This window comes from Klebsiella pneumoniae, assembly GCF_000742135.1.
In the GTDB taxonomy this organism is placed as follows: domain Bacteria; phylum Pseudomonadota; class Gammaproteobacteria; order Enterobacterales; family Enterobacteriaceae; genus Klebsiella; species Klebsiella pneumoniae.
In genome coordinates, this window is record NZ_KN046818.1 from 3,750,046 (window position 1) to 3,774,107 (window position 24,062).

Consider the following 24,062-nt stretch of genomic DNA (forward strand, 5'->3'; position numbering starts at 1 on the left):
ATCCGTGGCGATTCAAAAGTCAGTCTGTATACGATTATGTTGCCAGCCATAAGGGCGTTTGCGCACTGGAGCACGATGGGTTTGTTTCATATGAGGAGGTTACTGAATGGTCCCATCCATATCTTTTGATTGAGCGGAAGCAATAGATAAAATTTAACTCCTAAGGTATTATATATTCGTAACTAATTTCTAGTTGGAGAGTTTTATACATATATATCTTCTGTTGCATTTTGTTGTTTTCTTAATTCTTTATTAAAAAATTTACCTGAAAAGTCGTTTAAAACGCTCTAGAAAGTTCATGCTTTCATAATCCTTGAGTTTTAATTCATTAATTTTTTCATTGAATGAATTAGCTCTGTTTTTTTCATTATCTAATTGCGTTAGCAAAGAATTATTAAGATGTTTTGTATTATCGATTGATTCTTTTAGCTTAAATATTTCCTGTTTCATTTCTTTTATTGTTGATTCAAATAATTCTTTTTTTTCAGTTTCTTTTGCCAGTTGGCCTTTAAATGATTCAATCTCTTTTATAGCCTTAATAATCGTTTCATTTTTTTTGTTAATTATAAATTTATGCTCATTTAACATTATAGGGTCAGATAATATTTTCATATAAACAATGTTATTAAATTTGCTCTTTAAAAAGTTATAATATCGTTCCATTTCATCTTCATCGATATCAGTATTGTTTAATTCTGAATTGAGCCTCATCTTATCCGATAATGAAACTTCAATTATGGGTATGTTATGGTCTTGAAAATCTTTTATTTTTTCATAACTGCATTTGTGAGTTACTTTAACTTCAATGGCTACTTTCCCCCCCCATTTCCTGGCTAATTCTATTGGTTTGCTAAAAAAACCTACTAGATCAGGATAATAAATTGATCCATCTTCGAATTTGATTTGTAAGTCGTCTTTTTTTATGTTGTCGAATTCAATCTCATAATTTTTATCTTTATCTTGAAAATTTATTTTTTTCATTTCCGATAAAACTAGAATTGCAGTTTCATGAGATATGTATTCTGAATCAGAATCATGGCTTTCGGCAAATGTTGTTGAATCAGATTTATATCTGAAAAAGGCGGTTTTTGTTTTTTTAACTGGTGTTAATTCTGCTCGTTTATCCTTGTTAGATTGTGTGCTCATAAAGGTTAGCAAAGAAAGCTCTTTAGGGTTTTCTTTTCGCATCTTAATAACCTCCCAAATAAAGAATAATCGCTCTTTATTTGTTTCTTTATTTTTAATGTATTCCTCTTTGTTATCGATGGCGTATGCCCAAATTTTCTTTCTTGCCATCAAAACCTCTCCTTATATTTTAATGTGTGCTGAGATGAATATACTTGTGTAACTAATAACATATATGACATTTTCATCATTAAGAGATGTAACTTTACAGAAGATTATTGGTAAAGGGGGCTCTGTTATGTAGTTATTAGGGGGGGGATATGCCATCATTATAGGATGGCATATAATGAGTTCTAACAATAAATATTATTCTGGATACATTTCATGGAATTTTTCCTTCACTTCATTTCCAATGCCAGGAAGTGTAATAAGGAAACCTAGTTCATTGTAAATATCACCCTTAGAAGAAGATGACAACCAGTTAAGACTTGTGACTACAATATTGTTATTGTCCCAAGAGAAAAACTTAGCATGTACTTGAGGATTATCTGCGGTTGTAATATTGAAACCTAAAGACTGAAGATTTTGTTTTAATTCCTTAAGCTCGGCTGATTTTAGATCCCCACTTGATCTTCCATAAGCAATATCAATAGATATATTCTTATCGTACGCTTTCACGGTTTTCAGCGGTAATATTATAGGTCTATCACCCGCATAGCTAACTCTATGACTACAAATAAATATATTGTTTTTAACTACATTGCAAGCTTGTTTTACTATAGGGTGATGCTCAGGTGCAGAAATTATTTGAACGCTAGTATTACCATCTGATTCTTTGCGTATACTAACATTTTTATATAAGCTTGCAGAGAAAAAAGCTAGTTCTCTGCTCAGGTTATTTGCTAATCCAGTTCCACCCATTGATAGATGGGAGCATATATCAGTTAAATCTGCTACGATTAAATCGTCGGTTATACAGGCAGATACTTCAAATCTATTAAATCTGCTCGATAGCCAATTGCACGAACCTAATGTAGCGCTGTAAATACCCTGTATTTCATCATGGATTATGAATTTTGCATGAGATAGAGTGGGGGCTCTATGGAATTTTATTTGTGTAGATAATCCTTTTTGTACTATTTTGTTATTTAATTCGTCAAATTTGGCTATGACATTTTTATAAGATTCAAGTTTATTCTGTTCCTCTGGTTCTGTTTGGCCCCATAGAATATCAATTTGGACTGATCGTTGTGCCGCATCTATTAAATTATCAAACACATCAGCAATACATTCTTCATTGATAAATGTAGAATGTATAATTAATCTACTTTTTGCATTGATTATTGAATTGAAAAGATGCATCCGATGTTCTTCGGGACCTGCAATCAGTCTAACTTGCTCTTTGTTAATTAAACGTTTTGGTAACGTTTTAACAGTTTCATTAATATTTTCTCCAACATAGATATCAGATTTACTTATATCTAATATCTCTGCGCGCTCACGAATCTTCTTATCTCTTTTAAGTATCTCACACTTTAATTCATCTGATATTTCGGGCATTCCTGTAATATTCCCCATGTCGTCTATGGCGGCAAGAGCAAAATGTATATTTTTAGAATAATTTGTATCTATTATGTCATCTTCTATATCAATAACCTCTTCATCGTAATTTGTGATTTTTTCATAAATTCTAGATAAGGTAGTAGTGTAGCTAGAGATGATATTTAATTCAGAGCATAAACCACGGAATGACTTTGTAGCATCTAAAATATTATGTTTAGAGTATAGTTGAAAACTTTGTTTCTTTTTTCTTTTCTCGTATCGGTAACACTCACGAGTCAAAGGGTCCACCATAAAACTTCTAACTCTTGAATAAGGGATGCTATCAGTAGGTAGTTCTTCATATAAGGCTACTTCTGCCCCCCTGTTCGTTGTTACAAAAAAATATTCATCATTGATTGGTTTTATTTCGATCCATCCAGCTTTCATCAGAGGGATTAGCATTTCCACGACGAGTTGCCTGGGGAGATTTGATGTCTTAGCTAAAAAAGTTGAGGTACAAGGTGTTTTAGCAATATACCCTAACAATATTTTTTCAATTGGCCCCCAAGGTTTGGCTTTCGCTAAACTAAAACGATGCATGCCGTATCCAAAAGGTACTATTACGTATGTAGTTAGTGACATGATATTATGTCCTTTTCTTATTCTTATCTTGTTTTACGTGTTTGAATTCTCTAGAGTCAATCTTCTTTAATAATCCTTCACGCTCATATTCGATGAGTTTATTGACAAGATCGACTAAAAATTGATTGCTTAAATCACCTTTTTTAATTTCTTTTTTGTCGATTAAATCAGACCAATATTTAAGGAATTCGAATGAACCAATAATTATCATCTTATATTTTGCTCTACTTAGTAGGACATTCATGCGCCTACTATCAAGGAGAAATCCTAGAGATGCTCTAACATAAGAATGATGATTATTTCTAACCATAGATACAATAACTATGTCAGCCTCAGCCCCTTGAAAACCATCAACAGTGCTACAAAATGAAGAATGATCATCTGGTTTTTGAAAATATTCTATTTGTAACGAATTTGGTTCTTTATGCAGTTTTTTATCCAGACTTCTCTTAATTAAATCTACCTGCTTTGCATAAGGTGACATGATTGCTAGTTTTGGTGTTTTTTCTGCGTTTGAATTCACTCTCAAATGTTCAAGAACGGATAAAAGAGTATTTTTTTCTAAGTTATTTGTCCAAACAGGAAGAGATTCTGCAGCATAATTGTTTTTAGTTTGTTGAACATCGGGGGTATCAATCCATATAATTGCCGGGGAGTTAAGTAATGGTGAGTTAGGTTTAAATGTAAAAGGGGTAATAGTATTTGCATCTCTATAGAATTTTTCTTTTGAAGGTTCTGTTTTAAGCTTTTTATCGTAAAATACGCTAGAGATCAAGTTTGCGATATCTGGATGCATACGATGTTGGAAATTAAGCATGCTCGCAATTTTTCTATGCTTTCTATCATCACCGTAACGATCTATATATTTTTGTGATTTCACTTTTTCTTCAAGCACAAGACTTTCAAATAAGAGATGAAGCCTGACTGCACTAGAACTCAATTTTTCAAGTGTTTCGCTATCAATTGTTGAGATAAAATTTTCAGTAAAACGCTCTTTTATCCAATCACCTTTTATTTGTTGATTATTTATATCAGTTGCAATAATTATTGCGTTCTTCAATTTATTAATGTCAGTGAGGATCTCTCTCATTTTTTCTGTTGCATAAGGGGGTAACTGCTTATGATCACCTATCATCAGTCTTCTATATGAAAGTAACATCGGGCTAAGAAGTTCTACGCCTGTGACTTTTCCTGTTTCTTCCATTATTGACCAGTCAAATTGTGATTTCTCACTAATTAATTCTTCTACTTGTCTGGAGTTAGTTGTAGCAAAAACCATATTTGCAGATTTCAATATCTGTTTGATAAGAGAATATCTGTCTGATTTGGATGATTTACGACTGGCTGATATAATTGAATTTTTACTTATAGTTGATGTACATTCATCAAAAATATCACTATCAATAAATCTTTTAATATATTCTAGCGCAAGGGAGTCTAATTGGTTTATTGATATGTCATCGCTATCATCATCCGAATATTTTTTTATACAACTAACAATTAATGGTTTGGAGTTCGTTATATCTAAGGATGAAGTCACTTCTTGGTATAAATGCTGGACAGTAGAATGACTTTGTGCCGTTAGAACTATTCGACTCTCACTTTCATTAGAGAATATTTGATTTACAAGAGTCGTTATCAGATATGTTTTCCCAACACCAGGAGGTCCTTGGACTAAGAATATAGGCAAAGTCTTATTTATTTTTTCAAATGCATCTTTTTTAGATTCATCCAATGAATAAAAAGAACTATGAAGGTTGTTATTTATTTCAGATATAATAGTGTTATTGTAAGGATCATCTAACATACTCCTTAGCTCTGCGTGGTTACTTAATTCATCTATAGATGATGCTCTTCTACTTAATTGCTTAATAGTTCCCTGCACTGATGAAGGTATAAGGAAGCATTTTTTGAAACCTGGGTTTAGTGTATTTGTTGTGAATATATATTCGTAAACCCCTTCATGGTTTCTTTCTGTCTTTATAAAATCCAATGTTACTTCATTATCACCATCATAGAAGTTGTTGTTTTCTGTAAGAATCCAGCTTATTGAATTAATTCTATCATTCTCTAAGTTGTCATGTAATCGAATCGCAGGTGGTTTAATACCTAATGATGTCGATATATGGTCATCATCTTGTCTGCATTGTATTCTTACTGTAAAAAACTTTGACTCTGTTTTGTCCTTATCATAACTAATTAATGTTACAGGGTAAATTTCTGATTTTGCGAAAGCTATTTCTGTTAGGTGATATATAGCAAACCCTTCGACAATAACTCTATTGGGAAGAATATTATTATCATCTCGTTCAAGTTCAAGGATTAGATCATCCCAAGAGTTATATATACCTTGATAACGATTGTTAGATTTAAACTGAATACATTTTAATACGTCTCTTTCTAAAGCTATTCTTTTAGCTTTGAATTTTATTTGTCTTGGAGGCTCAACATAAGCAGCATGGCAGAATGCAATGTTCCAATCAGAGTCCTCTGTTTTACCGTTGCGTTTTTTCTCTAGTACATAAGTGAGTTTTTCTCCGTAAAGAAGTATTTCTTCTTTATTACTTCTATTTTTATTTATAGATAGGTATATTTTCCCTGATAGATCCCTTGTTATAAAGTCTAAGCATTCATCAATATCTTTATCTGAAATTGTGATTCCATGATCTCTATTTATGGTATATTGTATGGCATTAAAAACAGATGTTATTTTGTCTGGTGTTACTTCCGAGTTTGCTTTTGCCGAAAAAAGAAATTCAATATGCCTAGTTGAATTTTCTTTTGAAATTAGAGATTCTAATGACTTCAATATAGTGTTTGCTTTTTCTATTATTATAGAGCCATTTATGGCCTCCCTCGATAAGTTGGTTTCTAATTTCATAACACCAATCAATCCGCGAATTAAAATTAATTCATCAAGAATTAGATCGGTTTCATCTACTAAATCATTAATTGTGACTTGAAGATTTATTAATCTATCTGAGCTTATGTTAAGTAATTCGGCTATTAGAAAACCTAAATCAGCCCAATCAGATAAAAAAGAATACTGCTTATTAATCTTCAAATCTCTAGATGTATATTCGTTATGTTTATCTGAAACAGCGTGGACGCGTAGTGACCATTCGAAGCCGGTTAATTGGAAGTCAAAGTCAAGTGATCTAGGATCAGTTAGTATAGAATCTTTATCCAGATGCCTATGAAGCAGACCTTGGGAATGCAATAGTTCGATGGCTTTAATAATTCTTATAAAATTATGCCAAAGTTTGATTCTATTCTCAATTCTTCTACTATTCCTGATCCATTCTTTATTTAAACTTAGTGTCTTTTTTTCTTTAAATATATATGACAGAGGAACTCTGAAGTCGGCATCCAATACTAAGTAAAATCCCCTTTCATCTTTTCCTGAGTCAACTATAGAAGATATATAGTCTCCTAGACCGGGCAAGCCTTTCAGCCTATGGAGTTGTCTTATTTCATATCGCCACAAATCTTCAATTATATCGTTGTTTTTTGATTCATCTTTAGGCCAAAATTTTATTAGCACTCGCTTGGCATTTTGCGCAGCCTCTAATAAGCATGGTTTGCCATTTTCTCTATCATATTCATTTAGAGTATTAATATCCTCATATTGATTGAGGAAGTTTCCGGTGAGATAAGTTTCCATTTATGCTCCAGATGATTAGTTTCGCTAGCTCATATCTGTAGTCGTTTTGAAGTGGTTATAAAGATATTATTTGTTTTCAAAAGCTTGAGAGTATGACAGTTTAAAATTATTAATGACTTATTAAAAGGGTTGTGATGATTATGTTTACTATCTTGAAAATATACGCTGTTATTTTGAATAGATGTGTCCTTCTGTCATTTTGTAAACTTGTGAATCAGATCACGTTAATTCTGTTATAGGAACGCTACCGCCCTAAGGAATTTTACCCTCAAGCTAATAAAAACACTTTAGCTAACAACATCATGAATTAAAAGGAATTTATTTCTTTCTTTATTAGCAAACCTTTCCGCATCCTTGAGATGCTTTATGTCAATTTATTGATTGCGAATTTTTTGTCGATTCCCCGCTTATCAAGCAGGTTTGATAAGGGCATTGTTCATCTGAGGTTATAGAGGTGGCGTCGTTTAAAAGTTTTGGTATAATACTCTTTCGCATAGCTTCATGCGTAACATCGTTGGATGTAGAGGAGGCTTAATGAGCAATAACAGAAAAAAAGAGCATGCAACTTATGCTAAACCTTCTCGCTCGGACATTATGCGTTCTGTGGCGACATCAACGGCCGTCGAAACCGGCCAGCCGTCAGCTAGCGTTGAAGCTTCACTTGAAGCTGCACGCAAGAAATTCGCGCATCTTCGCCTCGCTTAGATCTTTCTTAATGCTTCACTGACCCAGTGTTTCATCGGCTCATAGTCCATTGATACACCTGCATGAATAGCCGAGATATACTGGGTTTTGTTTTCCTCCCAGCTTTGATAATCCAGCGGTTTGTATCCTCCCTGAACGGCCATCACGTCGGCTAGCAGTCGCGACAGGCGCCCGTTTCCCTCTCTGAATGGATGGATAAGTATCAGCTCGACATGGGTGATGGCGATAGCGGTGATGAGTTGTTCTTCGTCCATGCCGCTACACGGTGTGTATTGAGCCAGATACTTGTTATCAAATTCGTTCAGCAGTTTTGGCAACTGCGCTGAGGGGGCAAACATAAAGCCGCCTTTGCTGATATTAACTGCTCTTTCTTGTCCAGCCCACTCGTAGATGTTACCTAACCAGCGGCGATGCCAGCTTTTTAGCATGGCTACGCTGAGCTGTCCTTCCGGGAACTGCTCTTCAAAAACAGACTGGTAGAGTTGTTCTAACAGGACAAGTTCAGCCTCATCCATCTCATCAGAAGTAGCGATCCCCAGCTTATTAGCCAAAACCTGCTCGCCAGAGTCTTTCTCATACTGACCTTCACTGCTGGATACATGGTATCGGCTCATGGAGATGCCCTGTGTTATTAGAGGGATGGAAAAACAGGGAGATTATAACGCTGGATGAGTACAGCAAACAATATTCGTAAAATCAGATAGTTACAAAAGTGTAGGTTGAAGTGTAGTTTTTATTAAATTGTGAAAAATAATCTTTAATAATAAGCGCTAACACACCAATGCATCATCGGCGTGTGGGCGTCGAGATTGTCAATTGTGCTCATGGGGTGTTATCCAGATCCCTGATTTGAAATGGCTGCGATTTTGTAGTTGTCGTCGTTATCACATGGATGAGACATAATAACGGAGATGGGCAGGTGAGGGAAACCGACGAAAGCGCGCGGCGCGATCCGGATTCCAGTTGCGCCGCGCGGGGGTTACGGCGCCAGATAAACCTGGGGGACCGCGTTGTCCGGGTGCTGGACGAGGCGGACATCCGCCCCGTACCAGCGATGGATAACCGGCTGCTGGATCACCTCCTGCGGCGTGCCCTGGGCGACCAGATGTCCCTGGTGGAGCAGCAGGATGCGGTCGGCCCACAGGGCGGCGAGGTTAAGGTCATGCAGCACCACGCAGACGTGCAGTTGCCCGCCGGCGGTGAGCCGTTTGAGCAAACGCAGCAGGTGCTGCTGATAGTAAAGGTCCAGCGCCGAGGTGGGCTCATCGAGAAACAGCCAGCCCTGCGGCGCGCCGTCGCGCCATAGCTGCGCCAGACAGCGGGCCAGCTGTACCCGCTGCTGCTCGCCGCCGGAGAGGCCGGGATAGCGGCGACCGGCAAGGCCATCGCAGCCGGTGACGGCCATCACCGCCGCCAGCACCGCCGGATCCGCCGTCGCGCCCCACGGTGAGCGTCCCATGGCAATGACCGTTTCCACCGTCCAGTCGGCCTGCAGGGCCGTTCGCTGCAGCATGACCGCCCGCCGGCGCGACAGCGCCTCGGGGGACCAGGCCTCCAGCGGCTTGCCTGCAAGATGGCGGGTGCCGCTGTCCGGAGTCAGATAGCCGGTCAACAGGCGCAGCAGAGTGGATTTCCCGGCGCCGTTCGGCCCGATAAGCGCCGTCATCTCGCCGCCGCGCAGCGCGACGGAGACGTTGTCGATAATCTGTCGTTTACCAAGGTGAAGTGACAGCCCCTGGGCGCAGTATTCATTAACCATGTCTGGAGTTCTCCCGACGAAAGACCAGCCACAGAAACCAGGGGGCGCCCAGCAGGCTGGTGAGCAGACCGACCGGTATCTCCGCCGGCGCCGCCACGGTGCGGGCCAGGGTGTCGGCCAGCAGAAGCAGGATCGCGCCGGCCAGCAGCGAGCCGGGGATCAGTCCGCGATGGTCCGGTCCCAGCCACAGGCGCATCAGGTGCGGCACCACCAGGCCGATAAAGCCGATGACTCCGCTGATGGCCACCGCGGCGGCCACCAGCACCGCGCTGCACAGCAGCAGCCAGCGCTGCAGCGCCTGCACGTTGACCCCGAGATAGTGCGCCTCTTCATCGCCAAGCTGCAGCAGATTGAGGCGGGACGCCATCCACCACACCGCCAGCGCAGCCGGGATAATCAAGGTCGCGGCCACCAGCAGCGTCGGCCATTCGGCCTGGCCCAGACTGCCCATTCCCCACAGCGACAGCTGGCGCAGCTGGGCGTCATTGCTCAGCCAGGACAGGACGCCGACCAGCGCGCCGCACAGCGCGTTGATGGCGATCCCCACCAGCAGCAGGCGCGACAGCGAACCCTCCTCCGCCCGACTGAGGATGAAAATCACCACCATCACCGCCAGGCTGCCAATAAACGCCGCCAGCATCGGCATATACAGGGCGATCAGCCCCGCAGCGGAGAACGGGAGCACCAGCCAGCTGGCCACCGCCAGCGCGGCGCCGCTGCTGATGCCCAGCAGGCCCGGGTCGGCAAGCGGGTTGCGAAACAGCCCCTGCATCACGCAGCCGGAGAGGGCCAGCGCCGCGCCCACCAGCAGGGCCAGCAGCACCCGCGGCAGACGGATGGTCAGCCAGATATGGCGCAGCATGTCATCCCCGGAAGGCAGCAGGTTGACCAGCGGCAAGCGCATGGCGCCGAGGGTGGTGGCAAACAACGTCAGGGAGACCAGCAGCAGCGTCATCAGCAGCAAACGGCGAGCGAGGGCAGGGCGCATCAGGGCAACTGCTCCGCTTTGTTTCGCAGCGCGATTATCGCCTGCGGTGTGCGCGGCCCGAAGCCCAGCAGGGCCATATCGTCGATCGTCAGCAGCTGTTTATGACGCCCCGCCGGGGTCTGCGCCAGGCCGGGCAGTTTCCACAGCCCGGCTTCGCCGCCCATCCCTTTGAGACCATCGGCGGAGATCACCACCAGATCCGCCTGGCTGGCGGCGACCCCTTCCTGCGACATGGCGCGATAGTGGTCGAAGCCCTGCATCGCGTTCTGCAATCCGGCGGCGCGAATGGCGCCATCGGCCGCGGTATGCTGTCCGGCCACCAGGGTATTCATTCCGCCGTGGCTGAGAATAAACAGCACCCGCTTAGCAACCGGCTGCGTGGGAATGGCGGCGATCTGCTGCTGAAGCTGCTGGCGCAGCGCGTCGCCTGCCGCCGTTTTGCCTAACGCTTCGGCAATGACAGCAACTTTGTTATCGATCGCGGACAGACTTTCGCCGCCCGGCACGTTAACCACCTTCACCCCGCTCGCCTGCACTTTGTGTAAGACCAGCGAGGGCTGCGCCTGGGCGCTCGCTAACACCAGCTGCGGGCGTAACGCGAGGATCCCCTCGGCGTTCAGCTGTCGCAGGTAGCCGACGTCCGGCAACTTTTGCGCCGCCGGGGGCCAGCTGCTGGTGCTGTCCCGCGCCACCAGGCTCTCCTCCGCGTGAAGGGCATAAACGATCTCAGTGACATCTCCGCCGAGTGTGACGAGCCGCTCAACGGCGGCGTGACTCAGCAGCGGGAAAGCGATCAAGAGCAGTAACCAGCGCATCATGCGGGCTGCCCTTCACGGGTCAGGCGGTCTACCTGCTGGCGCCATTGCGTCTGCTCGGGGTGCCCCTCGCTGCGCTGGCCGTAGAGCTGGGCAATCTGGGTGCCGTCTTTAGCGAACAGTTCGACGCTGGTGACGTGTCCGTCCGAAGTCGGCTTGCGGGTCACCCACACTTCATCGAGGCTCTCTTCGCGCAGATGCAGGGTAAAAGTAGTATTGAAGATATTCAGCCAGCCGCGCATGGGGGCCAGCTTTTCCAGGGCGCCGGTAAAGATCTGCACGCAGCCGCGATTGCCGACGAAAATCATGATTTCATTGCCCTCCTGGCGCACCGTCTCCAGCAGCGACGGAAGCGCATGGCGATCCACGCGGCAGGCGAGGTCGTCGCTCACCAGACGGAAGGCCTGCTGGCGGGAAAGCTGATATTTACGCAGCAGACCGAAGAACTGGTGAACGTCGGTCATCGCGCGCCAGTCGTTCTCCAGGGCGGCGCCGTCGGCGGTATCGGCATATTTCACCGGCTCCAGCGGGCGCAGGGTCAGCGGTGCCGGCGCCGCCACCCGATATTCCGCGATCAGGGTCTCCCAGGCCGCCATGTCGGTCTGCGTGGTCGCATAGACTTTCAGCAGGGCGTCGCCGTGGTGGTCGAAAAACTGGATGCTCTGACGGCCATTATCGTTCAGATGGAAGGCGCTGGCCCACTGGCTGAGGAACAGACGCAGGTCGAGCGCACGCGGGTTCAGCACCAGCCCGGCGTGGCCGCTGAGGTGCTGGTGCGTGAACTGGCCCACCTGCTCATGCACGGCATACTCGTTGCGGCAGATGCATTTGGTTTCGCCGACGCGCTCCAGGGCGGCAATCAGCGCCCGGGCGTCATCGCTCAGGCGCACGGCATCATGGCCGAGGCGGGCGGCGGTCAGCTCGGCTTCGCTGATCCCCATTTCCGCGGCGATATCGCGGGCATATTTCGCGGTACTGGCCGCTTTGGTGGCCTGGTAGCGCTGCCACAGGTCAGGGTGTGCATTTGGCATAATCATATCCTTCTCGACGATGAATATCCCCGGCCGGCGGGCCGGGGGCAGGTGCGTTATTATTCGGGCAATCAGAAGTCGACGTTGACGCCCAGCTGCCAGGTGCGGCCCGGCATCACCGCCAGCGCTTTATCGTTGGCGTCCTGGTTGGTGCCGGTCTCGATATTGCGGCTGCTCAGGTAATCCCAGTATTTACGATCGGTGAGGTTGTAGACCCCGCCATTGAGGCGCACGTTTTTCGCCACCTGCCAGTACGCGGTCCAGTCCAGCATGCCGTAGCCCGGCACGCGCATATAGTCGCTGCTGGCATCGGTGATGGCGGATCCGCTGTTGCTGTAGCTTTCGCGGTTGGTGGCGGTCGCCTGTTTCCCTTTGACAAAGGTCGCCGTCAGGGCGGTGCCGTAGCGTTTCGCCGGATCGTCCCACGCCACGCCGACGATGGCTTTCATCGGCGCCACGCTGTCGAGGTCGACGTATTTATCGCCGCTGTAGCTGGATTTCGATTTCCCTTCGCTATAGCCGAGGGCGAGGGTGGCGCTCAGGCCGTCCACCTGCTCAAACCAGGTGCCAAAGTTAAATTTAGTGCTAATCTCACCGCCGTAGATATAGGCTTTATCGCGGTTTTCCGCCTGATAAATGGTGTAGATGTTCGACGGCACATTCGTGAACTGGCCCGGATTGTTGGCGCGGGTATAGCGGGTATAGGCGATAAAGTTCTTATAGCTGTTGTAGAACAGCGCCGTGCGCAGGGTGATGCCTTCGGTAACTTCCCCTTTCAGCCCCCACTCGAGATTATCGCTGGTTTCCGTCTTCAGATCGGTATTGCCGATCAGGGCATACTGCTGGCTGCCGGCGTAGCTGGAGCCGAGGTTCCAGGAGCCATACAGCTGGCTGGCGTTGGGGAACTGCGCCCCGCGCTGGTACTGCAGGTAGGTCATCAGGCGCGGGGTGAGGTCGTACTGGAAGGTCAACGACGGCAGAACCTGGGTATCGCTGTTTTTGCCGTACAGATTCGCCACCGACGATTCGCTCAGTACGCTGCTGCTGGCGGCAAGGTCGGACAGATTTTCCGGCTTAGTCGATTGATGCACCACGCGCACGCCGGGAATAATGGCGAAGTTGTGGCTATCAAGGTCGAAGTTGATCTTATCCTGGACAAAGCCGCCGAGGGTGTAGCTGCGGCTGTCTGCCTCCGGCTGCATGATCTCGCTGTAAACGCTGGGGATCGGCGACTGGCTGAACGGCCGCTGGGTTTTGCTGGTGCTGGCGTTGAAACCGGCGCTTAGATCGTGGCGGCCCAGGGTTTTCGCCAGCGCAGTCTACAGGCCCCAGGTGTCGGTATCGTAGTTAGAGTTCACCGTCTGCATTCTGCGGGTGACGCTGTCCGGCATATAAGTCCAGTCATGGGCTTCGGTATGCTGGTAGTAGATTTTTGTGGAGACGCTGTCGAGGTAGTCGTTCATCGGCGTCCAGTCATCCTTCAGGCTCAGGCCCCAGCGCCGGGTCTGGCTGGTCTGGTTGGCGGTGCCGATGGTGCTGTTGCCGCTGGAGTCCCAGGTATCGTAGTGGGTGTGGTTGGTTTTATGGTAATAGTCGAAGGTGCTGGTCAGCTTGTGCTCATCGTTAGGCTGCCAGATCCCGGAGGCCAGAAAAGCATCGGAGTGCCAGTTCGCCGGGTAGGCGTCGACGGTGCCGCTGTTGTTTTCGGTTTCCTGGCCGTCACGGCGGCTATAGACCAAAATCCCGCGCAGGAACTCATCGCCGCCGGCGACGGTCACCCCGTTGTGCCAGCTGCGATCCGCAGAGTCGTAACCGCTGCGGTAGCCGAAGGCGCTGGTCTTGCCCGGGCGCAGGTAATCATCCGCTGATTTCGGGCGGAAGGAGACATTCCCCCCGATAGCGCTGTTGGCCGTTTCCGTCGAGGTGGCGCCGGACTGGATATCCACGCTGCCGTACATATACGGGTCGATATAATCGCGGCCGATGCCGAAGGTGTTGAGCCCGGCGCGGCCGACGTAGCCGCGGCCGGTGGCGTTGGGTTGCGCGATACCGTCCACGTCGATGCCTACGCGGTTGCTCTCCATACCGCGAATGTTGTAGCCGGTGTAACCTCCGCGGTCGAAGCCGCTTTTGCCGTTGCCGGAGCCGCCGCTGGCCCCGGTGGCGCTAATGAGCGGCTCATAGCGCATGATTGAGCCGAAATCGTTAGCGCCTTTATTCTCCAGCTCCCGGGCGCTGATGCTGTGTTCGCTACCGGCTTTCTGCACCGGCGCGGGGGCGGTGACGGTCATTTGTTCCGAGGTGTCATCCACCGCCTCGCCGCTAACGGCGGAAGTATCTGCTGCGATGGCAGAAGTCTGATAAATTGCTGCAAACAAAGAGGTCACCAGCAGGCGTTTTTTACACCATGCTGCTGACGGAGTCGATTTGTACATAGTCGCCACGCCTTGATCGTTATTAGTATCGGCTCACGCGTTACTTCCAGAGTTGCAGGTTGCTCCGTCTTTTCCGTTGCGGATGGGGTCTTACTCCATTTGTTGATTGCGAATGGTAATGATAGGTATTATCGTTTGCAACAAAATAATCATGTGTTCTTCATTTAAACTGCACTTTGTTTACAATTTGCCCTTTCAGACTTAGCGAGACGACGATGAACTCAAAAGCGGCCATCATCATCACCTACTGTTCCCAGTGCAACTGGATGCTGCGCGCCAGCTGGATGGCGCAGGAGCTGTTACATACCTTCAGCACCGACATCGCCTCGGTGACGCTGGTGCCGGGGACCGGTGGGATCTTCACGATCGATGTCGACGGTCAGCAGATCTGGGAGCGCAAGCAGGATGGCGGTTTTCCGGATGCGGCCGAGCTGAAACGCCGGGTGCGCGATGTCTGCTTCCCGGAGAAGCCGCTGGGCCATGTGGATAAAGGTGACCAGAAGGGGTGACAACCCCCTCCGGACGACAAGCGCCCGGAGGAGAAGCCGTTAGCGGGCTAACTGCACGTCAACCAGCACGCTTTGTCGGCGGGTGCGTATGAGGAATACCGCTTCTTCCAGCACGCCGGGGAGATCTTCGGCCCGGGAAACCGACAGGGCCGCCGCGCGGCTGGAGGCGGCGATCGCGGCGAAATCCGGCGAGGTGGTAAAGGCGGTGGCTGGAATGGTTTCCGCGCGGGCCGCGTAGCCGTCCGGGTAGAGCGCTTTGGTGCCGCCCGCGACCGCGCCCCACCCGCCGTTATTTCCGACCACGACGAGGACAGGAAGCTTCATTACCTCCGCAATATGGTGGCAGACCGCAGGGTTGGCGAACAGGTACGACCCGTCGCCGACGGCGGCAATAATCAGCTCTTCCCGGCGCGCAAGCTGCAGCCCCAGCGCGATGGGCAGGGCTTCGCCCAGGCCGCCGGCCAGCGCTTCCTGGTAATAGCTCTCGGCATGGGTCAGTCCGGCAAACTGCGGCAGCGTGGTCAGTTCAGAAACGATCCGGCCGCGGTGTTGATTAGCCAGATGGCCGAGGCAGTAGCTGAGCCAGGGTTTGGTAATGGCCCCGGTCTGGCTGGCATGGAGAAGCGCGTCGCGCTGGTTTTTCTGTTGCTGGATGCGGTTCTGCGTATATGCCGCCCGCTCTGCCACATGCTGCTGGCGGGCGGCCTGCAGCGGGCGCAGCGCCTCTTCCAGCAGGCTGAAGACTTCATCGGTCTCGCCCGCCAGGTTGATGTCCGCGCGATAGCCGCGCACCGGGTAGCGGGAGAAGAGCGGATCGGGGCCCATCTGGATCACGGTGCAGTCCTGGCGACAGTCGCCCTCGGCGATCATCCATGGTGCCTGCGAGTCGACCACCAGAATCACATCGGCGTCAGTGAGCCAGACGCTGGGATCAGTCCCGGCGAGCAGGGGATTATCGGCGCTCAGGGTAACCTCGGTGCCCCAGTATTCCACCAGAGGGATCGCCCATTCGCGCACCAGACTATCGAGGCGCGCAAAGCCTTCCGCCGTTCGGGCGCCGCGCTGGGCGAAGATGACCGGGTGTCTGGCGCAGGCGATTGCCTCGGCTGCGCGGGCGATATCTTCCCGGACTGGCGCATAGCGGACCGGCTGCTGCGAAGGGCCAGCCTGCAGCGCGGTCTCATCGACGGCAAAGGTTTCGCACAGTGGCTCACGCGGTAAGCTCAGGTAGACCGGCCCTTTCGGCAGGGAGCTGGCGATCGCCCAGGCCCGGTCAACATGCTCGCCGATCTGATCGGCCAGCCGCAGTTCAAAATCCCACTTCACGGATTCACGGATCAGCGCCGCCTGGTCGCGCATCTCCTGGCCGTAGCCAATCGGCGTATTACGGCAGCCGAAGTGGGAATGTTCGCTTATCGGCGTGCGGCCGCCAAAAATCAGCACCGGAATATTGCTGTTCGCCAGATTGATGACGCCGCAGGCGGCGTTGGCTAGCCCGACGTTGGTGTGAACCATCACCGCCTGCACCTTGCCGGTGCCGAGGTAATAGCCATGGGCCATGCCGATGGCGGCGTTTTCATGCGGGCAGATCACTAACTCCGGTACCTTTTGCCCGGTCGCCCGGGCCTTTGCCCAGGCTTCAATGACTGGAGGATAATCGGTGCCCGAGTTGATAAAAATATACGCCACGTCCAGCGCCTGTAGCCGATGCAGTAACAGTTCAGCAGCCGATAATGTGATAGAGGCCATATTCTCTCCGTATTCACGCGGTGTAATCGCGGTAATTAAAAGGTTAAGAAAATAAATCCGCCCATCGTAATGATGGAGGCAATAATACTCAGCGCCATCGCCGAGGCCATTTCCTGCTCGCCGGTTTTATACTGCATAGCAATAATTATCGCGATGGAGCCTACCGGGATAGCCATCGTCAATACGACTTCCTTTATTTGCTCCATGCTGAAGCCCATTTTTAATAAAATGAGATAGCAGGCGCCGGGGACCAGAATATTGCGGGCGATAACGGTGATAATGGTAGCGGTGGTGATAACAATGCTGCGCGTATAGAGCACGATCCCGGCGGCAAACAGCGCCAGCCCGCCAGAGGCTTTGCCCAGCAGACCCAGCGACATCGAGATAGTCTGCGGAATATGGATATCCGCCAGCACGATGATCAGGGCGATCACCGGCGACCAGACCACGGGTTGTTTAATGGCGTTCACCACCCGTGCGCCAAAGGAAATATGCTGGCTCTTATCGCCGGTGGCGACCGACATCAGTATCATCACCAGCGGCAGCTGGAAGACGTTTTGCGTGATGCTGGACACGGTGATCAGCGACGCGCTGACGGTGCCAAATAAAAAGGCCAGCACTGAGGTGCCGATAAACGGGACTGCCGGCGAGCCGATGGCCAGCGCCTGCAGCGTACTGAGGGCGAGGTCGCGTCGAAACAGATAGCGGGCGACCAGTAAGGGAATGACGAAGCTGAGAATCAGCGCCAGGATGATAGCCACGGCGACCGGGCCCATGGTCATGACGATGTGTCGCGGCGTCATCACCATATTGCTGAAAATACTTAGCGGCAATGCGTAGAGCATCACAATTTTATTGATGTCTCCTGCCTGCTGCCAGTTAAAGTCTTTTCGTTTACCGCTAATATAGCCGATGATGACGGTAATGATGACCGGTAATATAGCGCCTGAAATTAATAGAATATTGTTCTGTGTCATGGTGATATATTCTCATTATAAATTATCTTCGGATCAGAAATGTGTTTTGCCGTGGGTGGTGAGATAAATAAATCCTTTTGAAGTATGCGTTCCGGTGATTTTTGAGCGTATTGATAGCGATATTTATTCGCTAAAAAAGGGCGCAGGGGAAATGCAAAAACCGTTTATTCAATGAGTAAATATCATGCCAATGAAATTTAAGCAGATTCAGGCATTTATTACCGTCGCCCGCGAAGGCAATATGACCCTGGCCGCAGAGAAAATGGGGATCACCCAGTCGGGACTGAGCCGACTGCTATTGAGCCTGGAAGCGGACCTGAGCGCATCCTTATTCGAACGACATAAGCACGGCATGGCGTTGAGCGAATATGGCAGCGCCTTTTTACCCTACGCGCTGACGATGCTGAATACCGAACAAAAGGCGCGCGAGGAAATTGAGCTCATCCGCGGCGCCGGGAAAGGCATTCTGCGGATTGGCTGCGTTTCCAGTCTGCTGACCAGCCATTTCATCGATAAGCTGGCGGCTTTCCATCAGCGCCACCCCCAGATCCATCTGCGGATCGTCGACCGCATTGACTCCGAGCTATATAAGCTGTTGCTGATGCACGACATCGATATCGCCCTCTGCGGCCCCTTACCGCATGATGAGAAAATCGTGGTGCGGGGCAAAATTAACTGGCAGGACCGGATCTGCATCGTCGCCAGGCAGCACCACCCGCTGCATCAGGCGGCGGACGTCACCCTGGAGGCGATGCTGGACTATCCGTGGATCATGCCGCCGCCGTCTAGTACGCCAATGAACATCCTGGCGGATATCTTTCGCGCCCGGCAGTTGCCCTGTCCGCAACCGGTTATTGAGTGCGCCTCATCCTCGGCCATTAAGGCCTTTCTGTGCGAGAGCGATCTGTTAACGTCGATGCCGGCCCCGGTTTACCGACACGAAGAAGCGCTTGGCCTGCTGCGCCCGTTTGAGCTCGAGGGCAGCGTTTTTATCCGGGATTTCTATGCCTACAGCCATTTCGGGGTTCTGTCCGGGGCAGCCCTGCAGTTGATTCAACATCTGAAGCAGTGAGTCTGGTCGGGTATGGATATTAAGGTGTATGATAAATGCATCTTAAAAAAGACGAAAGGCGGGGAGATGGGGAAGCGTATCGAACGGGAAAAAATGACGATTCAGCGGATGATTGCCCTCTACCAGCGACGCTGTCCCGAGGCGCAGGCCGATAATGCGCACTATCAGGCGCTGAACGCCTACGCTGACAAGCGCCTTGATAAGTGCGTGTTTGGCGAGAACAAACCGGCCTGCAAGCAGTGTCCGGTGCATTGCTACCAGCCGGCGAAGCGCGAGGAGATGAAGCAGATTATGCGCTGGGCCGGGCCGCGGATGCTCTGGCGCCACCCGATCCTCACTGTTCGCCATCTGCTGGACGACAGGCGCCCGGTGCCGCCGCTGCCGGAAAAATATCGACCGAAAAAGTAGCGGCTTTCCCTGGTCAGCGCTGCGCAGCCGGGCGACAAGTCGTGCTCTTGTAGCCCCGGCAAGGCGTTAGCCGCCACCGGGGATAATTGCTGAAGTTTTCTGTTTCTGACTATCGCGGATCGTGCTTGCGACAAAGGCGACCACAAACAGCGCGGTAAACAGCACCACGATAGTCGGCGCTGGCGCGCTGTCGAGATAAAACGCCAGCCACACCCCTCCCGCCGAGCAGCCGATGGCCACCGCTACCGCCAGCAGCAGGGCGTGGATAAAGCGTCTCACCAGCAGAAGCGCGATCGCCCCGGGGGCAATCAGCAGCGAAATCGACAGAATAATCCCCACCGACTGCAGCGTCGCGACGATGGTCAGGGCGATCATGCACAGCAGGCCGTAGTGCAGCAGTCCGCCGCGCAGGCCGCTGGCTTTAGCCTGCGTTGGATCGAAGGCGTGCAGCAAAAAATCCCGCCATTTGAGACCGATAATCAACGCAATCACCAGTGCGATCGCCGTCGTTTGCCCAATATCGCTGAGGGAGATCCCCAGCATATCGCCGAACAGGATATGGTCGAGATGAACATCGGACTGGATCGCTACGTACAGCACCAGTCCGGCGCCAAACATGCCGGAGAAGACAATCCCCATGATGGTATCGCGCTTGAGTCGGCTGTTATCGTCGAGAAAACCGGTCGTCACGGCGCACAGCAGACCAGCGATAAACGCGCCGATGGCGAAGGGGATGCCGATAATGTAGGCCAGCACCACGCCCGGAAAGACCGCGTGGCTCATGGCGTCGCCCATCAGCGCCCAGCCTTTGAGCACCAGAAACACCGACAGCAGCGCGCAGGGAATGGCGACGACGATCGATATCGCTATCGCATTGACCATAAAAGGAAACTGGAACGGGGCCAGGAACAGGTTCAGCATGCGGCCTCCCCGGCGCGGCGGCGGCTGGCCAGCAGGCCGTGCTTCGGCGCGAAGATAAAGGTGATGAGGAACAGCAGCGTTTGCGCGACCACGATAATGCCGCCGGTGGCGCCGTCGAGATAGTAGCTGAGCCAGGCGCCGAAGAAACTGGTCAGGCTGCCGATAGCCACGGCGATGGCCAGCAGGCGCGGGAAGCGATCGGTTAACAGCCACGCGGTGGCCCCGGGAGTGACCACCAGGCAGATGACCAGAAAGGCGCCGACGGTCTGCAGCGCCGCCACGGTGCAGGCGGCCAGCAGGGTAAAGAACAGCAGCTTCAGGCCGCGGGTGTTCAGGCCAATCGAGCGGGCGTGGTGTTCATCAAAGAAGGTCACCATCAGGTCTTTCCATTTCAGCAGCAGAATCGCCATTGAGATAAAGCCGATCGCCGCCAGCTGGATAATATCCTCCGGGGCGATGGCCAGAATATTGCCGAGGATGATGGTCTGAATATTCACCGACGTCGGATTCAGCGACACCATAAACAGCCCGATCCCGAAGAAGGAGGAGAAGATCAGCCCGATAATAGCATCCTCTTTTAGCCGCGAGCGCTGCTGCAAAAACAGCATGCTGCCCGCCGCCAGACCGCCGGAGAGAAACGCGCCGAGCGCGAAAGGCAGGCCGAGCATATAGGCCCCGGCGACGCCGGGCACAATCGAGTGGGAGAGGGCGTCGCCAATCAGCGACCAGCCTTTGAGCATCAGGTAGCAGGAGAGAAACGCGCAGACGCCGCCCACCAGCGCCGACACCCACATCGCATTGAGCATATAGTGATAGCCAAACGGCTCCAGCAGCCAGCTCATCGTGGGCCTCCCGCCGCGCGCCGGCTGATAAACGGCCGCTCGTCATCGGTGATAACCTGCGCTTCCGCGCCGGTCAGCGCGACGTGGCGCAGCACGCCGCTGAAAGCCCGCTCCAGATTCTCGGCGGTGAAGGTGGTTTCTGTCGGGCCGCTGGCCAGCACGGTGCCTTTCACCATCACCGTATAATCACAAAATTCACTCACTGACCCGAGGTTGTGGGTGGAGACCAGCATGGTACAGCCCTCATCGCGGAGCTCGCGCAGCAGGCTGATGATCCGCGCTTCGGTCTGCACATCGACGCCGGTGAAAGGTTCATCCAGCAGGATCACCTGACCCTGCTGAGCGATGGCGCGGGCAAGAAAGACGCGCTTTTTCTGCCCGCCGGAGAGCTCGCCAATCTGCCGATGGCGGAACTCGCTCATGCCCACGCGGGCCAGCGCGGCATCGACAATCTCGCGATCGCGCGGCTTTGCCCGCCGCAGCCAGCCCATATGGCCGTAGCGGCCCATCATCACCACATCCTCCACCAGCACCGGGAAGGACCAGTCCACCTCTTCCGACTGCGGGACATAGGCGACCAGGTTCTGGCGCAGCGCGCGGTTGACCGGCTGGCCGAGTATGGCGATCTCGCCGTGACCGACGCGGACAAAGCCCATCAGCGCTTTAAACAGCGTGGATTTACCCGAGCCGTTAACCCCCACCAACGCGGCAATGGAGCCGCGCGGCACGCTGAACGAGGCGTCGCGCAGGGCAGTGTGGCCGTTACGCCAGGTGACGGTGAGCTGGTCGACATACAGTCCCGCTTGCGCTGCATTCATGGCTGCTTCCTCATCCCGTCCTGGATACCGTTGACGATGGTTTCGGTGGTGACGCGCAGCAGGTCGAGCCAGGTCGGCACCGGGCCGTCGGCGGCGCTCAGCGAATCGACATACAGCACGCCGCCGTAGTGGGCCCCGGCTTCCCGCGCCACCTGATGCGCCGGTTTATCGGAGATGGTGCTTTCGCTGAAGATGGTCGGGATGCGTTCTTTCTTCATGGTGTCGATAACCTTGCGCACCTGTTGCGGGGTGCCCTGCTGATCGGCATTGATCGGCCACAGATACAGTTCGCGCAGGCCATAGTCGCGGGCCAGATAGGAGAAGGCTCCCTCGCTGGTGACCAGCCAGCGCTTATCCGCCGGCAGCTGCGCCAGTCTGGCCTGCAGCGGCGCCATCGTCTGACGGATCTTCTCTTTGTAGGCCTCGGCGTTACGGCGATAGGTGTCGGCGTGAGGCGGATCGTACTTCACCAGCGCATCGCGAATGTTATCGACATAGATCAGGGCGTTATCTGCCGACATCCAGGCATGGGGATTGGGCTTCCCGCTATAGGGGCCCGCGCTGATGCCCATCGGCTGGATCCCCTCGCTGACCACCACCTCCGGAACGCCCTGTAAGTGCTGATAAAAACGGGCAAACCACCGTTCGAGATTAAGCCCATTGCTGAGGATCAGCTGCGCCCCCTGCGCGCGTTTGATATCGCCGGGAGTGGGCTGGTAATCATGGATCTCCGCGCCCGGTTTAGTAATGGAGCTCACGTCGGCGGCGTCGCCGGCCACGTTCTGCGCCATATCGGCGATAACCGTGAAGGTGGTGATAACCCTGAATTTCTCCTGCGCCGAGGCCGGCGTCGCGGCCAGCAGAGCCAGCGCGCTGGCCAGCAGCAATGATTTCAGCGGTGTCAGGTGTAGCATAGGATCCCTCGCAATGGTGTGGTTAATTTCCCAGCGTTTATAGCCATTGCTATGTTATATAGCACAAGCTATTTATAAATGAAAATAATTCTTATTTGCATGCGTGGGTAATAATAAGCCGGGAAACGAAAGCGCGAAAAGGGAGGTAAGTCTGGCCCGGCGCCAACCGGGCGAAGATCAAGAGATATCGGCGACCGACTGGCGCGGGATCAGGCGGCCAGCCAGCGAGCGGCCCTCGGCGGTGAAGGTTGGCCGGTCGTCAATCAGGCTGCGAATACGCTGAATACAGTTATCCAGCAGCGCCTCCAGTGGCCAGGAGATGCAGGTCAGCGGCGGGTAGAGCAGCGAGGCGAGCGGGGAATCCTCAAGGCTCAGCAGGGAGACCTCCTGCGGGACGGCGATGGTGAATTCGCGCAGCAGACGCATCGCCTCTGCCGCATAGCGGTCGCGTTTAACGATAATGACTGAGTATTTACTGAAGCTGTTAATTAAGGTCAGCAGCGCCTGCTCGACGTCATCGTTGGCCGTCAGCACCAGCTGACGGTTAAAAGGAATGGAGTAGTTCTGCAGGACGTTGCGGTAGCCTTCCAGCATCTGACGGCTGGCATCGTCGCTATCGCTGTCCACCAGCAGGGCGATGTTGCGGTGTCCCTTGCCAATCACATAGCGGCAGGCGCTTTCGGTGGCAAAGGCGAAGTCATAGCCCTGGCTGTTGCTCCCGGCGACGCCGAAGCGGTCAAAGGCGATAACGTTGCGCGGCGCGTCGGCGGCAACGGCGCCCAGCACCACCACCGCCACGCACTGGCGCTGCAGATCGTCGATTACCGCCGCCTGCTCTACCGGGTCGCTGACGTACTGGACCAGCAGGCTTTTATTCAGCCCTTTCAGCGCCTGAGAGAGCAGCGGCAGCAGACGTGCGCCGTGGCTTTCGTCCTGCGCGGAAATCACCAGACCAACGTGGCTGGATGTCTGACTGGCGAGGTTTTGCGCGGCAAAGCTCGGGCGATAGTTGAGTTCTTCAACGGCCCGCAGCACAGCTTCCCGGCTCTCTTCGCGCACGCCCCGGGTGCCGGTCAGCACGCGGGATACCGTCGCTCTTGAGACATTCGCTAATCTTGAAACATCATCAATCGTTGGCATGGCTTT

General features: G+C 51.4%; 19 protein-coding genes and 1 pseudogene. 4 read left to right on the forward strand and 16 right to left on the reverse strand.

Annotation, left to right across the window (positions count from 1 at the left end; all coding sequences use genetic code 11):
* Positions 1-261: 261 nt before the first annotated feature.
* From DR88_RS07925 to DR88_RS07915, 3 genes are all read right to left on the reverse strand, one after another.
* The gene (locus tag DR88_RS07925; protein ID WP_004149523.1) at positions 262-1,296 is read right to left on the reverse strand and encodes a hypothetical protein; all 1,035 of its coding nucleotides are present in this window, start codon (positions 1,294-1,296) and stop codon (positions 262-264) included.
* A 195-nt stretch (positions 1,297-1,491) separates the two neighbouring features.
* On the reverse strand, positions 1,492-3,309 hold the full coding sequence (locus DR88_RS07920; RefSeq protein WP_004149521.1) for a phospholipase D-like domain-containing protein: 1,818 nt from the start codon (positions 3,307-3,309) through the stop codon (positions 1,492-1,494).
* Positions 3,310-3,313: 4 nt separating this feature from the next.
* Positions 3,314-6,973 carry an AAA domain-containing protein gene (locus DR88_RS07915; RefSeq protein WP_004149520.1) on the reverse strand — a complete coding sequence of 1,220 codons (3,660 nt, stop codon included), beginning with the start codon at positions 6,971-6,973 and terminating at the stop codon, positions 3,314-3,316.
* Positions 6,974-7,507: 534 nt separating this feature from the next.
* Between DR88_RS07915 and DR88_RS30995 the strand changes: the two genes are divergently transcribed.
* Positions 7,508-7,678 carry a hypothetical protein gene (locus DR88_RS30995; protein WP_162865967.1) on the forward strand — a complete coding sequence of 57 codons (171 nt, stop codon included), beginning with the start codon at positions 7,508-7,510 and terminating at the stop codon, positions 7,676-7,678.
* Here the strand turns inward: DR88_RS30995 and DR88_RS07910 are convergent.
* From DR88_RS07910 to DR88_RS27420, 6 genes and pseudogenes are all read right to left on the reverse strand, one after another.
* Positions 7,675-8,292 carry a Fic/DOC family protein gene (locus DR88_RS07910; RefSeq protein ID WP_025367930.1) on the reverse strand — a complete coding sequence of 206 codons (618 nt, stop codon included), beginning with the start codon at positions 8,290-8,292 and terminating at the stop codon, positions 7,675-7,677. The genes DR88_RS30995 and DR88_RS07910 overlap by 4 nt on opposite strands.
* A 365-nt stretch (positions 8,293-8,657) precedes the next feature.
* Positions 8,658-9,437 (reverse strand): heme ABC transporter ATP-binding protein, encoded by a 780-nt coding sequence (locus tag DR88_RS07905; protein WP_004149516.1) that lies wholly within the window; start codon positions 9,435-9,437, stop codon positions 8,658-8,660.
* Entirely contained in the window at positions 9,430-10,425 is a 996-nt protein-coding gene (locus tag DR88_RS07900; protein WP_004185411.1) for a FecCD family ABC transporter permease, read from the reverse strand. Before DR88_RS07900 ends, DR88_RS07905 begins: the two co-directional genes overlap by 8 nt.
* Positions 10,425-11,243 (reverse strand): heme/hemin ABC transporter substrate-binding protein, encoded by an 819-nt coding sequence (locus DR88_RS07895; RefSeq protein WP_004181072.1) that lies wholly within the window; start codon positions 11,241-11,243, stop codon positions 10,425-10,427. Before DR88_RS07895 ends, DR88_RS07900 begins: the two co-directional genes overlap by 1 nt.
* The gene (locus DR88_RS07890) at positions 11,240-12,271 is read right to left on the reverse strand and encodes a hemin-degrading factor (RefSeq protein WP_004890170.1); all 1,032 of its coding nucleotides are present in this window, start codon (positions 12,269-12,271) and stop codon (positions 11,240-11,242) included. Before DR88_RS07890 ends, DR88_RS07895 begins: the two co-directional genes overlap by 4 nt.
* A gap of 71 nt (positions 12,272-12,342) precedes the next feature.
* Positions 12,343-14,706 (reverse strand): annotated as a pseudogene (locus tag DR88_RS27420) (TonB-dependent receptor domain-containing protein).
* 215 nt (positions 14,707-14,921) lie between these two features.
* On the opposite strand from DR88_RS27420, the gene DR88_RS07875 reads away from it, so the two are divergent.
* Positions 14,922-15,215, forward strand: coding sequence for an Rdx family protein (locus DR88_RS07875; RefSeq protein ID WP_025861042.1), 294 nt, complete (start codon positions 14,922-14,924; stop codon positions 15,213-15,215).
* Between the two features lie 39 nt (positions 15,216-15,254).
* On the opposite strand, the gene DR88_RS07870 is transcribed toward DR88_RS07875, so the two are convergent.
* On the reverse strand, positions 15,255-16,964 hold the full coding sequence (locus DR88_RS07870) for a thiamine pyrophosphate-requiring protein (protein ID WP_004149509.1): 1,710 nt from the start codon (positions 16,962-16,964) through the stop codon (positions 15,255-15,257).
* A 35-nt stretch (positions 16,965-16,999) separates the two neighbouring features.
* Positions 17,000-17,941, reverse strand: coding sequence for an AEC family transporter (locus DR88_RS07865; protein ID WP_004149508.1), 942 nt, complete (start codon positions 17,939-17,941; stop codon positions 17,000-17,002).
* Between the two features lie 184 nt (positions 17,942-18,125).
* On the opposite strand from DR88_RS07865, the gene DR88_RS07860 reads away from it, so the two are divergent.
* Positions 18,126-19,013: a LysR family transcriptional regulator gene (locus tag DR88_RS07860; protein WP_004151056.1), complete on the forward strand. Its 888-nt coding sequence runs from the start codon at positions 18,126-18,128 to the stop codon at positions 19,011-19,013.
* 66 nt (positions 19,014-19,079) lie between these two features.
* Entirely contained in the window at positions 19,080-19,421 is a 342-nt protein-coding gene (locus DR88_RS07855) for a nitrous oxide-stimulated promoter family protein (protein WP_032412958.1), read from the forward strand.
* A 66-nt stretch (positions 19,422-19,487) separates the two neighbouring features.
* Here DR88_RS07855 and DR88_RS07850 read toward each other — a convergent pair whose 3' ends face one another.
* The 5 genes from DR88_RS07850 to DR88_RS07830 all read right to left on the reverse strand — a co-directional run bounded on the left by DR88_RS07850 (position 19,488) and on the right by DR88_RS07830 (position 24,056).
* Positions 19,488-20,342 (reverse strand): metal ABC transporter permease, encoded by an 855-nt coding sequence (locus tag DR88_RS07850; RefSeq protein WP_004181059.1) that lies wholly within the window; start codon positions 20,340-20,342, stop codon positions 19,488-19,490.
* Complete coding sequence (sitC, locus tag DR88_RS07845; protein WP_025861049.1) at positions 20,336-21,184, reverse strand: iron/manganese ABC transporter permease subunit SitC; 849 nt, start codon at positions 21,182-21,184, stop codon at positions 20,336-20,338. Before sitC ends, DR88_RS07850 begins: the two co-directional genes overlap by 7 nt.
* Positions 21,181-22,002 (reverse strand): manganese/iron ABC transporter ATP-binding protein, encoded by an 822-nt coding sequence (locus DR88_RS07840; RefSeq protein WP_004149506.1) that lies wholly within the window; start codon positions 22,000-22,002, stop codon positions 21,181-21,183. Before DR88_RS07840 ends, sitC begins: the two co-directional genes overlap by 4 nt.
* Complete coding sequence (locus DR88_RS07835) at positions 21,999-22,916, reverse strand: metal ABC transporter substrate-binding protein (protein WP_004149505.1); 918 nt, start codon at positions 22,914-22,916, stop codon at positions 21,999-22,001. The genes DR88_RS07840 and DR88_RS07835 overlap by 4 nt, the downstream gene beginning before the upstream one ends.
* A gap of 177 nt (positions 22,917-23,093) precedes the next feature.
* On the reverse strand, positions 23,094-24,056 hold the full coding sequence (locus DR88_RS07830; protein WP_002915031.1) for a LacI family DNA-binding transcriptional regulator: 963 nt from the start codon (positions 24,054-24,056) through the stop codon (positions 23,094-23,096).
* Between the last annotated feature and the right edge of the window lie 6 nt (positions 24,057-24,062).

What these genes read in the sequence shown, in the direction of transcription:
- DR88_RS07920 (WP_004149521.1), bottom strand. Translation starts at nt 3,309, where the DNA reads ATGTCACTAACTACATACGTAATAGTACCTTTTGGATACGGCATGCAT.
- sitC (WP_025861049.1), bottom strand. Translation starts at nt 21,184, where the DNA reads ATGAGCTGGCTGCTGGAGCCGTTTGGCTATCACTATATGCTCAATGCG.
- DR88_RS07890 (WP_004890170.1), bottom strand. Translation starts at nt 12,271, where the DNA reads ATGCCAAATGCACACCCTGACCTGTGGCAGCGCTACCAGGCCACCAAA.
- DR88_RS07865 (WP_004149508.1), bottom strand. Translation starts at nt 17,941, where the DNA reads ATGACACAGAACAATATTCTATTAATTTCAGGCGCTATATTACCGGTC.
- DR88_RS07830 (WP_002915031.1), bottom strand. Translation starts at nt 24,056, where the DNA reads ATGCCAACGATTGATGATGTTTCAAGATTAGCGAATGTCTCAAGAGCG.
- DR88_RS30995 (WP_162865967.1), top strand. Translation starts at nt 7,508, where the DNA reads ATGAGCAATAACAGAAAAAAAGAGCATGCAACTTATGCTAAACCTTCT.
- DR88_RS07850 (WP_004181059.1), bottom strand. Translation starts at nt 20,342, where the DNA reads ATGCTGAACCTGTTCCTGGCCCCGTTCCAGTTTCCTTTTATGGTCAAT.
- DR88_RS07855 (WP_032412958.1), top strand. Translation starts at nt 19,080, where the DNA reads ATGGGGAAGCGTATCGAACGGGAAAAAATGACGATTCAGCGGATGATT.
- DR88_RS07905 (WP_004149516.1), bottom strand. Translation starts at nt 9,437, where the DNA reads ATGGTTAATGAATACTGCGCCCAGGGGCTGTCACTTCACCTTGGTAAA.
- DR88_RS07910 (WP_025367930.1), bottom strand. Translation starts at nt 8,292, where the DNA reads ATGAGCCGATACCATGTATCCAGCAGTGAAGGTCAGTATGAGAAAGAC.
- DR88_RS07895 (WP_004181072.1), bottom strand. Translation starts at nt 11,243, where the DNA reads ATGATGCGCTGGTTACTGCTCTTGATCGCTTTCCCGCTGCTGAGTCAC.
- DR88_RS07925 (WP_004149523.1), bottom strand. Translation starts at nt 1,296, where the DNA reads ATGGCAAGAAAGAAAATTTGGGCATACGCCATCGATAACAAAGAGGAA.
- DR88_RS07870 (WP_004149509.1), bottom strand. Translation starts at nt 16,964, where the DNA reads ATGGCCTCTATCACATTATCGGCTGCTGAACTGTTACTGCATCGGCTA.
- DR88_RS07860 (WP_004151056.1), top strand. Translation starts at nt 18,126, where the DNA reads ATGCCAATGAAATTTAAGCAGATTCAGGCATTTATTACCGTCGCCCGC.
- DR88_RS07900 (WP_004185411.1), bottom strand. Translation starts at nt 10,425, where the DNA reads ATGCGCCCTGCCCTCGCTCGCCGTTTGCTGCTGATGACGCTGCTGCTG.
- DR88_RS07840 (WP_004149506.1), bottom strand. Translation starts at nt 22,002, where the DNA reads ATGAATGCAGCGCAAGCGGGACTGTATGTCGACCAGCTCACCGTCACC.
- DR88_RS07875 (WP_025861042.1), top strand. Translation starts at nt 14,922, where the DNA reads ATGAACTCAAAAGCGGCCATCATCATCACCTACTGTTCCCAGTGCAAC.
- DR88_RS07835 (WP_004149505.1), bottom strand. Translation starts at nt 22,916, where the DNA reads ATGCTACACCTGACACCGCTGAAATCATTGCTGCTGGCCAGCGCGCTG.
- DR88_RS07915 (WP_004149520.1), bottom strand. Translation starts at nt 6,973, where the DNA reads ATGGAAACTTATCTCACCGGAAACTTCCTCAATCAATATGAGGATATT.